The organism is Mycobacterium sp. UM_Kg27, from assembly GCF_000972905.1.
Lineage (GTDB): Bacteria > Actinomycetota > Actinomycetes > Mycobacteriales > Mycobacteriaceae > Mycobacterium.
In genome coordinates, this window is sequence record NZ_JRMM01000172.1 from 1 (window position 1) to 7,918 (window position 7,918).

Below are 7,918 nucleotides of genomic sequence, written 5' to 3' on the forward strand. Positions count from 1 at the left end.
CGGCAGCGTCAGATGTGTATAAGAGACAGGTTCTGGTCTCAGATCAACTCGGCGTCAGGCAACGCTCCCATCATGCCAGCATCGGCCGGCGCGACCCCGGGCCGAAAGTCAGGATCGAGGCCGGTTGAACCACAGACCGGCCCCGACGAGCACCACCGCGCCGGCGACGAAGGGCCAAATCGGCAGGTCATCCTGGGGGTCGGCGTAGCGGCGCGGAATGGCGGGTGCGGCGTCGCTACGGTCGGTGACCGCGGGGCCGGGCTCCCCGGTGCCGGCCACCGTCAGCTGGAACGGCCACGAACCCGACACCACATGCCCGTCGGCGGAGGTGACCCGATAGTGGACCGTGTAGGTCCCGGTGGGCCCCAGCGGGCGCACCGCGACGCTGGCGACCGCGCCGTCCACCCGGGTGTCCCCGGTGGACCACAGGTGACCGTCGGGACCGACCACCGTCATGGCCGCGAAGTCCGACTGCAGTTGCTCGTTGAAGGTCGCGCTGACGCGCTCCGGGCCGCGCGACAGTTCCGCGTCCCGCGCTGGGTCGCTCGACACCAGCACGGCGTGCGCGGCGGCCACCCCGGTGGCCGCGAGCAGCATCCCCAGCAGGAACATGCCCGCCAGTGCGCCGCGCAACGCCCGCCTCACGCCCGCCGCCTGCCCAGGGCGATCGTCGCAGCCAGCGCAGCGACCAGCAGGGCGGCGCCGCCGAGCAGCCGGGCCGCATTGTCGCCGCGGTGCTCGCCGGCCTCGGATCCCGCCTCTGGCGCCGGGCCGGCGGACACGGCCGGCTCCGGGTGCTGGGCGTGGTGTTCGGTCGCCGAGGCGGGGCCGGTCCCCAGCTGCAGCGTGGGCACCGGGTGCCGCGCCTCACCGCCGCCGGGTGGGGGAGTTTCGTCCCAGCGCACCTCGGTGCCGTCGGCGTACCGCTGTGCCGATGGGAAGTTCACCGTCTCGGTGTCGGGCAGTCGCATCGCGATCCGGAACAGTCCGAACTGGTCGACACCGATGCCGGCGCCCGCCGTGGCGGTCCAGGTCACCGAGCGCACCGCCCCGGATTGGGGGTCGCGGTCCAGGCGTGCGGTCCAGCCGGGCTTGGTCTCCGTGCGAGCCGAGGCCACATCAGGCAGCGTCACGGTGAGTTCCGTTGTGGCAGAACCGTTCGGCGACTCGTTGGGAACCTCGAAAGTGACCATTGCAACCCCGCCGCGCACCGCGCCGGGACTGCTGGCGTGCACGTGCGCCCAGGCCGGCGTGGCGGAGCCGAAGCACGCTGCGGTGATCGCCGTGGCCAGCGCCATGGCGCGCACGCTGGTGCTCATGCGGCGGTCCCAGCTCCGCCTCTCCTCCGTCGAGCCTCGCTCAACCGCCGTGCTCATGACGGCAGCCCCAGTCGGGCCATCAGATCGGCGTCGATCCCATCGAGCTGGTCGCTGATCGAGGCGGAGGCCACTCGGCGTCGCTCTCCCGGCATGGTCTCGATGGCAGTCACCGCCGTCGACAGGTCCGACAAGCGGTCGGTGATCGCCGCGACGAACTGCTTGGTTTCGGAATCCTTGGGCTTGCGGTCCTGCACCAGACGCAGCGTCTTCTCCGCCCCGGCGATCCGCGCCGAGAGTCGGGCGGTGTGTCTGGCGGGTCCGGAGAACTCGCCCACGCGGTCCAGCGGCACCCCGAGTCGGGCCGCTCGCTGCTCGTCGATGAGGCCGCGCACGGCCATTGCGGCCCGGTACACCAGCGGCACGACGACCGGTGCCAGCATTCGGGTGACCACCAGCGTGCGGCGGACCCGGGCGGGCGAGAGGATGCGGCCGTCGCGGGCGGCTTTGAGCTGGTTTTCGGCGGCCTTGCGTGCGGTGCGGTCCCGGTCGCGGTCGGACTTGATCTGAGCCTTGAGCGCACGGGCGTCCGCGCGCTGACTGGCCTTGAAGCGTTTCGCCTCGCTCTTGGCGGCCAGCCGCGCCTCAAGCCTGGCGCCGGCCTTCAGCGCCCGTGCTTCGGCACGCCGGGTTGCGCGGCTCTTGCGTTTTCTGAACAGGCCCATCGCGGCCGCCTCCCCGGTGTCTCGCTGGAACCGATTAAGCCACCCTAATCGCGGCGCCGAGGCCTCAGACGCTGAGGTGCTCCTTGCGACGAAGCTCGTCGATGCGGGCCAGGACATCCTCTTGGGCCTCCGGTGAGAGCCCGACCGCTTGGGTCGCGATGCGCCGTACTCCGGCGTCGCGGACGCTGTCCAGCCAGGACAGCTCGGCGTCGAGCTTGGCGTAGTAGTCGTCGTCGGTGAAGAACGCAGGCTTGATCCGGAAGAAGTTGGCCAGCGCGGCCATGGTGGCGGTGGACGGGTTCGTCCGATTGCCCGAGCGCAACTGCGAAAGGTAGGGGGCCGACATCGTGACGCCCTCCGCTTTGAGTGCCGCGATTACCTCGGCGGACGTATGCGGTCCGCGGCCGGGTGGATAGACCACCTCGAAAAGGCGATTCAAGCGGACAGCGAACGTCGCGCTCATCGATTAGGACCTCCAGGGGGTAGGCAGGGCGGGCGACAGGCGCTCCGCGAGGGGGAAGCGGTAGCGCCTGATGATTTGCTGATCATCGTAGCGATAGTTACCGACACAACCAAGGGCGTTTGTCTAGCGAATTCGATCTTGAAGGACGAGATCGGGCCGGGTGCAGTTCATTCGGCTCTTCGTAGAGGTCGCTGTGGACCGTATCTTCTTGTCGTAGCTCGCACAATTGCGTCGGCAACGACGAACGAAGAGATCCACCAAGACCGGTCCGTTGGTCCTCGCCTCTGGAAGCCACTCCGGCGAAGTGAAGTTTCCACCGTGTGTGGCGTTGTCGGCGGGATTTGCTACCGAGTGGCGGAATCGTCTCCGGCGGTCGGTGCGGCACGGCGCAGCGAAGCCCGCCAAAGGGCTGCCCCCAATGCCACCGCCACCGATCCGGCGACCGAGGTGATGGCCACCGGCCGCCAGCCCAGCGCCTCATCGAAGAGAATCCACAAGCCGCATGACAGGAAGAGCAGTCCGGCCGCGGCGTGCAGCAAGGGTTCGGGCAACTGCCGGTGCAGCACCGTGCCGACCGCGATCGCGACAGCGTCGGCGAGCACCATCCCGATCGTCGCGCCCAGCCACACGCCCAGCCAGTTGCGGTCACTGGCCAGCGCAACCGTCGCCAGCATCGTCTTGTCCCCGAGCTCGGCCAACAGCACCGAGGACACCACCGCAAACAGTACGAATCGGGGCTCGCGGACCGCGGTTCCCCCGGGTGCGGAACTGCTTCCTTCGCGCCACGTCCACGCCGCGAAACCGATGAAGGCAACGCCGGCGGCAGCGGCGATCGGACGGGCGGGCAGCGTCAGTCCGAGAAAGTGCCCCACCGTCACCGAGATGCCGTGGATGGCGAAGGCCGCGATGGCCACGCCACTGAGCACCACCCACCAGCGGTGCCGCAGCGCGTACGTCATGGTGATCAGTTGAGACTTGTCGCCGAGCTCGGCGAGGAAGACCACGCCCAGGCTGATCAGCATGGCGGCAAGCATGCGGGGACGCCCTTTCGTCAGCTGCCGAGGCTAGTGACTGCACTGCGCGGCCGCCAGGCGACAGGGAATTTCGGCGGGCCGAATCCGATGATCCGGCACGGGGACAATTCCACGCGAATTGCTTTATGCGGCAAGCAGCATGGCCAGGATCGCGGTATCGGGGTGGCTGACCGGGTCAACGCCGACCCGGCTCACCATCGAGGTGACGGTGCCGTCGGATTCTGCTTCGACCCAGGCCGCCCGATGCTCCAGGCCCAGGTAGGGCAGGCCGGGCAGCAGAATGCACCCCGACGCGGCGCCCCGGCACTCGGGCAGCGAGGGAATGGTCTCCGACGGCGGGTGCAGCATCAGCAGCGCGGAAGGCTGCCGGCCGGCGAAGTACCCCGGTGCGATCGCCGACTCGCCGGTGACGGTGCCCTCGGCCAGCAACAATCCGACGGTGCCCGGGCCGGGATTGTCGGGTAGCTCCTCGTGCGTGCCGAACACCGTTGTGGTGGGCAGCAATCCGGGCATCGAAGCGACCCGGACGGCGATGCTGAGCAGTTGTGCCCATTCCTTGGTCGAATCCGGCCAACGGCCGAACACCACGAATCCGTGAAGCTCGCCACGGGAGTGAAACGGGGCGACTTCGATCGCCCGGCCGGACCCTGTCGTCTCCATCGCGCACCCTCCGCGACATTCTGGCTTGTTGGCTGATTCGCCTGCTCGCATTTCAGCGGGTGGGGTTGTCTGGCAGCATGCGGCACCCGCCAGGCGGATTCAAGGTGACACGGCGGGGCGGCGGATAACGAAACGGTGAAAAAAGCCGGTGGCTCAGCGAGGCTCGACGGAGGACAGGCGAAGCTGGAACCGCCGTAGAAAACAAGTGGGGCGCCACGCCCACGGCGCGACGCCCCACTCTTGACGACTGTCCGGCTAGAAGATCAGCCCCGAAGTCTTCGAGGTGGCGGCCGCGAAACGCGACTGCACGTCGGCCCAGTTGACCACGTTCCAGAACGCCTTGACGTAGTCGGCCTTGACGTTCTTGTACTGCAGGTAGAAGGCGTGCTCCCACATGTCGACCTGCAGCAGCGGGATGATGCCCAGCGGCACGTTGGCCTGCTGGTCGTAGAGCTGGAAGGTCAGCAGCTTGCCGCCGAGGGTGTCGTAACCGAGCACCGCCCAGCCCGAACCCTGCAGGCCGTTGGCGGCCGCGGTGAACTGTGCACGGAACTTGTCGAACGACCCGAACGCGTCGTCGATGGCCGCGGCCAATTCGCCCGTCGGCTTGTCACCGCCGTTGGGGGACAGGTTCTTCCACCAGATCGAGTGGTTGACGTGCCCGCCGAGGTGGAACGCCAGGTTCTTCTCGTTCAAGAAGATTGCGCCGTGGTCGTCGTTGGCCCGAGCCTCCGCGAGCTTCTCCAGTGCGGTATTGACGCCGGAAACGTAGGCGGCGTGGTGCTTGCTGTGATGCAGTTCGTTGATCTGGCCCGAGATGTGCGGCTCAAGGGCTCCGTAATCCCAGTCCAAGTCCGGCAGGGTGTAGTCGGCCACGGGGTTCCTTCCTTCGGTACTGATCCGGTGTCAGTCACCGTTGATCATTGTCGACAGGCGTTGACGGTCTAGCGGCACCCCACGTCACCGCGGTCGCGGTCCGAGGGGGCCACCGGCAACCACATTGCTCCAACGCCGGGTGTACCGCAACAACGGGTGGAGTTGGGCCGCGCCGTCAGCCGACCGCAAAGCTCAGCCGAGGTTCAGGTCAGGACGAGCACAACGAGGAAAGTCAGCAGCACGAGGGCGATCACCCCGGCACGCAGCGACGCCAGCAGATAGGCGCGCTTGTAAGTGGACGATCCCGAATGCCAGCCCGACGTCGCTGCGACGGGACCTGGTCCGATCGGCCTTGCCGTCATCTGTCTTGCCCCCAAATCTCGCGGTGCGCCCACCCCCGTGAGGCGCATCACATCCGTTCTGTGACGGCGATCATAGCGCTTTGTTCGCGCAGTGGAAAAATTCACCTGGATAACCCGACTTACCTGCATCGATACGCTCCACGGCTTCCGGGCGGCCGAATGCGGGCGGTAGGCGGCTGCTTAGCTAATCAATCGATTTCGCTCGGCGCTGTTAGTCGGTTCGCTTCGATGACGCCGCGTTATCCACAACTGATGCGTCTGTCGGCATGTAACAAGCACATCACGCCCCGTGCCGCTGTCGATTGGTGTGTGGATAAACCTGTGGAAACTGTGGATAGCCGGTGGTAGCTGCCGGGCCCGGCGCGGGCCGTTAGGGACGCCCTCGCCACCATTCGCCGGTCGCCCGCCCGGCCCGCCTCCGCTGCCCTTGCGGTCGCCGCGGTGTTGAGGGCGTCGACCCGGCTGCGGTCGGCTCCGCTGCCCTTGCGGTCGCCGCGGTGTTGAGGGCGTCGACCCGGCTGCGGTCGGCTCCGCCGCCCTTGCGGTCGCCGCTAGGCTGGTGCGGTGATCCAGGTGTGTTCCCGCTGCAAGACGCGGTGGAACGTGCGCGACCAGCAGCGGGCCTGGTGCCCACGCTGCAACGGCGCGCTGTGGGCGCCGCTGACACCCCAGCAAGAAGCCGAGTTGCAGTGGACCCAGCCCGGGCCCCCGGCACCGCCGGCAGCACCCGGGCAGGCGCCGCCGCAGCCCGCGCCCGGTTACCGCTGGATCGCGGTGCGGCCCGGTCCGCCGCCTCCGCAGCCGCCGGCCCGGCGCCCGCTGGGCCCCACCCCGCGTTATGCGGTGATGCCCCGTTGGACGCTGATGGGCGGGCCGATTCGTCCTGCAGCACAGTCGAAGCCGGGACAACGGCCGGCACCTTCGGCGCGCTCGCTGGAGAAGACGCTGGCTGCTGCGGTCGCCGCGCTGGGCGTCGCGGCTCTGGTGCACGCCTTGATCTATGTGCTGATGATCGTCAACCGCACCATGCTGCTGAATCCCCTGATCGCCGGTGGCGCGGTGTGGCTGGGCCGGCTGGCCGGGCTGGCCGCGATCGCGGCAGTGGTCAGTTGCGCCGTGGTGCTGACCAGGTGGCTGCTCGCCCGGCGTTCGGTGGCCTTCGCCCGGTTGCACCTGCCCGAGACGCGTCCGGCCTGGGCGCTGTGGGCCGGTTGCCTGGTGCCGGTGGTCAACCTGGCGTGGGCGCCGGTGTTTGTCATGGAGCTGGCCAAGCGCGAGGAACGGCTGGAGCGGCTGCGCAAGCCCATCGTGGTGTGGTGGGCCGTGTGGGCGGCCAGTACCGCGGGCGCGATCTTCGCCACCGCCACCAGTTGGGCCGACGGGGCCCAGGGCATTGCCAACAACATGGTGGCGACCGTGGTGGCGTACCTCCTCGGCCTGGCGGCAGTGGTGACCGCGGCCCGGGTGGTCGAGGGATTCGAGCGGCGGTCGATGGGCCGGCCGGCTCACCACTGGGTGGTGGTGGCCGACGGCCGCGACACCGCCGCGGGCTCGACGCCGGATCCGGCCGCCGAGCCCAAGGCCGAAGGAGTCACCACACCGGCGCCGGCCCTTGAGTCCGACGGACGGGAACCGGCAGCGTAAGGCCATGACCCCGGCCGGCGATGTCGTCTCGGAGCACCCGTTCGTGGTCGCGCACCGGGGCGCGTCTATCGACCGCCCGGAACACACCCTGGCCGCCTACGACGTCGCGTTGCAGCAGGGGGCGGACGGCGTCGAGTGCGATGTGCGGCTGACCAGTGACGGTCACCTGGTCTGCGTGCACGATCGTCGGGTGGACCGGACTTCCAGCGGGGTCGGGCTGGTCAGCGAGATGACGTTGTCGCAACTGCAGCGCCTCGACTACGGCGCTTGGCACCACAAGGGGCAGCCGGGTTCGCCGGATGGCGTCAGCATCGGCGACACCGGCCTGCTCACCCTCGATGCACTGGTTGCGCTGGTTTTGGACTGGCGCCGGCCGGTGAAGATCTTCATCGAGACCAAGCATCCGGTGCGGTATGGCGCAATGGTCGAGCGTGAAGTGCTCGCGCTGCTGCAGCGATTCGGGCTCGCCGCGCCGGCGTCGGCCTCGCGGTCGCGCGCGGTGGTGATGTCCTTCTCGGCGGCGGCGGTGTGGCGGATCCGCCGGGCCGCACCTCTGCTGCCGACGGTCTTGCTCGGGTCAGGCGCCCGCTATCTGGGGGGCACCGCGGCGACGACGGTCGGTGCCACTGCGATCGGCCCTTCGATCGAGACGCTGCGCGAACATCCGGAGCTGGTGGACCAGGCCGCCGCCCGGGGCCGTGCGCTGTACTGCTGGACCGTCGACCGCAACGAGGACGTCGACTTCTGCAGGGATGTCGGGGTCGCGTGGATTGCCACGAATCAGCCCGCCCGAACCAAGGCGCGGTTGCGGGCGGGCTGATCGGCGGGAGAGGGGTTT

10 protein-coding genes are annotated in these 7,918 nt (G+C 68.9%); 2 read left to right on the forward strand and 8 right to left on the reverse strand.

Annotated elements, in window-relative coordinates; genetic code table 11:
• Positions 1–108: 108 nt before the first annotated feature.
• The 8 genes from LI94_RS19270 to LI94_RS23955 form a co-directional block, all read right to left on the reverse strand.
• A complete protein-coding gene (locus LI94_RS19270) occupies positions 109–645 on the reverse strand; it encodes a copper resistance CopC family protein (protein ID WP_046302204.1) in 537 nt (178 codons plus the stop codon).
• Complete coding sequence (locus tag LI94_RS19275; protein ID WP_046302208.1) at positions 642–1,298, reverse strand: YcnI family protein; 657 nt, start codon at positions 1,296–1,298, stop codon at positions 642–644. The genes LI94_RS19270 and LI94_RS19275 overlap by 4 nt, the downstream gene beginning before the upstream one ends.
• Positions 1,299–1,372: 74 nt before the next feature.
• Positions 1,373–2,041 (reverse strand): DUF6474 family protein, encoded by a 669-nt coding sequence (locus LI94_RS19280; protein WP_024442795.1) that lies wholly within the window; start codon positions 2,039–2,041, stop codon positions 1,373–1,375.
• A gap of 64 nt (positions 2,042–2,105) precedes the next feature.
• Positions 2,106–2,504: a helix-turn-helix transcriptional regulator gene (locus LI94_RS19285; RefSeq protein WP_024442796.1), complete on the reverse strand. Its 399-nt coding sequence runs from the start codon at positions 2,502–2,504 to the stop codon at positions 2,106–2,108.
• A 344-nt stretch (positions 2,505–2,848) separates the two neighbouring features.
• Positions 2,849–3,538 carry a TMEM165/GDT1 family protein gene (locus LI94_RS19290; RefSeq protein WP_046302205.1) on the reverse strand — a complete coding sequence of 230 codons (690 nt, stop codon included), beginning with the start codon at positions 3,536–3,538 and terminating at the stop codon, positions 2,849–2,851.
• A gap of 123 nt (positions 3,539–3,661) precedes the next feature.
• The gene (locus LI94_RS19295; protein ID WP_024442798.1) at positions 3,662–4,198 is read right to left on the reverse strand and encodes a hypothetical protein; all 537 of its coding nucleotides are present in this window, start codon (positions 4,196–4,198) and stop codon (positions 3,662–3,664) included.
• Between the two features lie 255 nt (positions 4,199–4,453).
• Positions 4,454–5,074, reverse strand: a complete 621-nt coding sequence (locus LI94_RS19300; RefSeq protein ID WP_024442799.1) for a superoxide dismutase — start codon at positions 5,072–5,074, stop codon at positions 4,454–4,456.
• 203 nt (positions 5,075–5,277) lie between these two features.
• The gene (locus LI94_RS23955; RefSeq protein ID WP_164517908.1) at positions 5,278–5,436 is read right to left on the reverse strand and encodes a hypothetical protein; all 159 of its coding nucleotides are present in this window, start codon (positions 5,434–5,436) and stop codon (positions 5,278–5,280) included.
• 564 nt (positions 5,437–6,000) lie between these two features.
• Here LI94_RS23955 and LI94_RS19305 point away from each other — a divergent pair.
• Together LI94_RS19305 and LI94_RS19310 are read left to right on the forward strand one after the other, a co-directional pair.
• Positions 6,001–7,080, forward strand: coding sequence for a DUF4328 domain-containing protein (locus LI94_RS19305; RefSeq protein WP_046302206.1), 1,080 nt, complete (start codon positions 6,001–6,003; stop codon positions 7,078–7,080).
• A 4-nt stretch (positions 7,081–7,084) separates the two neighbouring features.
• A complete protein-coding gene (locus LI94_RS19310) occupies positions 7,085–7,900 on the forward strand; it encodes a glycerophosphodiester phosphodiesterase (protein WP_046302207.1) in 816 nt (271 codons plus the stop codon).
• Positions 7,901–7,918: the final 18 nt, after the last annotated feature.

Coding starts and splice junctions, on each gene's coding strand:
- LI94_RS19290 (WP_046302205.1), bottom strand. CDS start 3,538: ATGCTTGCCGCCATGCTGATCAGCCTGGGCGTGGTCTTCCTCGCCGAG.
- LI94_RS19310 (WP_046302207.1), top strand. CDS start 7,085: ATGACCCCGGCCGGCGATGTCGTCTCGGAGCACCCGTTCGTGGTCGCG.
- LI94_RS19295 (WP_024442798.1), bottom strand. CDS start 4,198: ATGGAGACGACAGGGTCCGGCCGGGCGATCGAAGTCGCCCCGTTTCAC.
- LI94_RS19275 (WP_046302208.1), bottom strand. CDS start 1,298: ATGGCGCTGGCCACGGCGATCACCGCAGCGTGCTTCGGCTCCGCCACG.
- LI94_RS23955 (WP_164517908.1), bottom strand. CDS start 5,436: ATGACGGCAAGGCCGATCGGACCAGGTCCCGTCGCAGCGACGTCGGGC.
- LI94_RS19280 (WP_024442795.1), bottom strand. CDS start 2,041: ATGGGCCTGTTCAGAAAACGCAAGAGCCGCGCAACCCGGCGTGCCGAA.
- LI94_RS19285 (WP_024442796.1), bottom strand. CDS start 2,504: ATGAGCGCGACGTTCGCTGTCCGCTTGAATCGCCTTTTCGAGGTGGTC.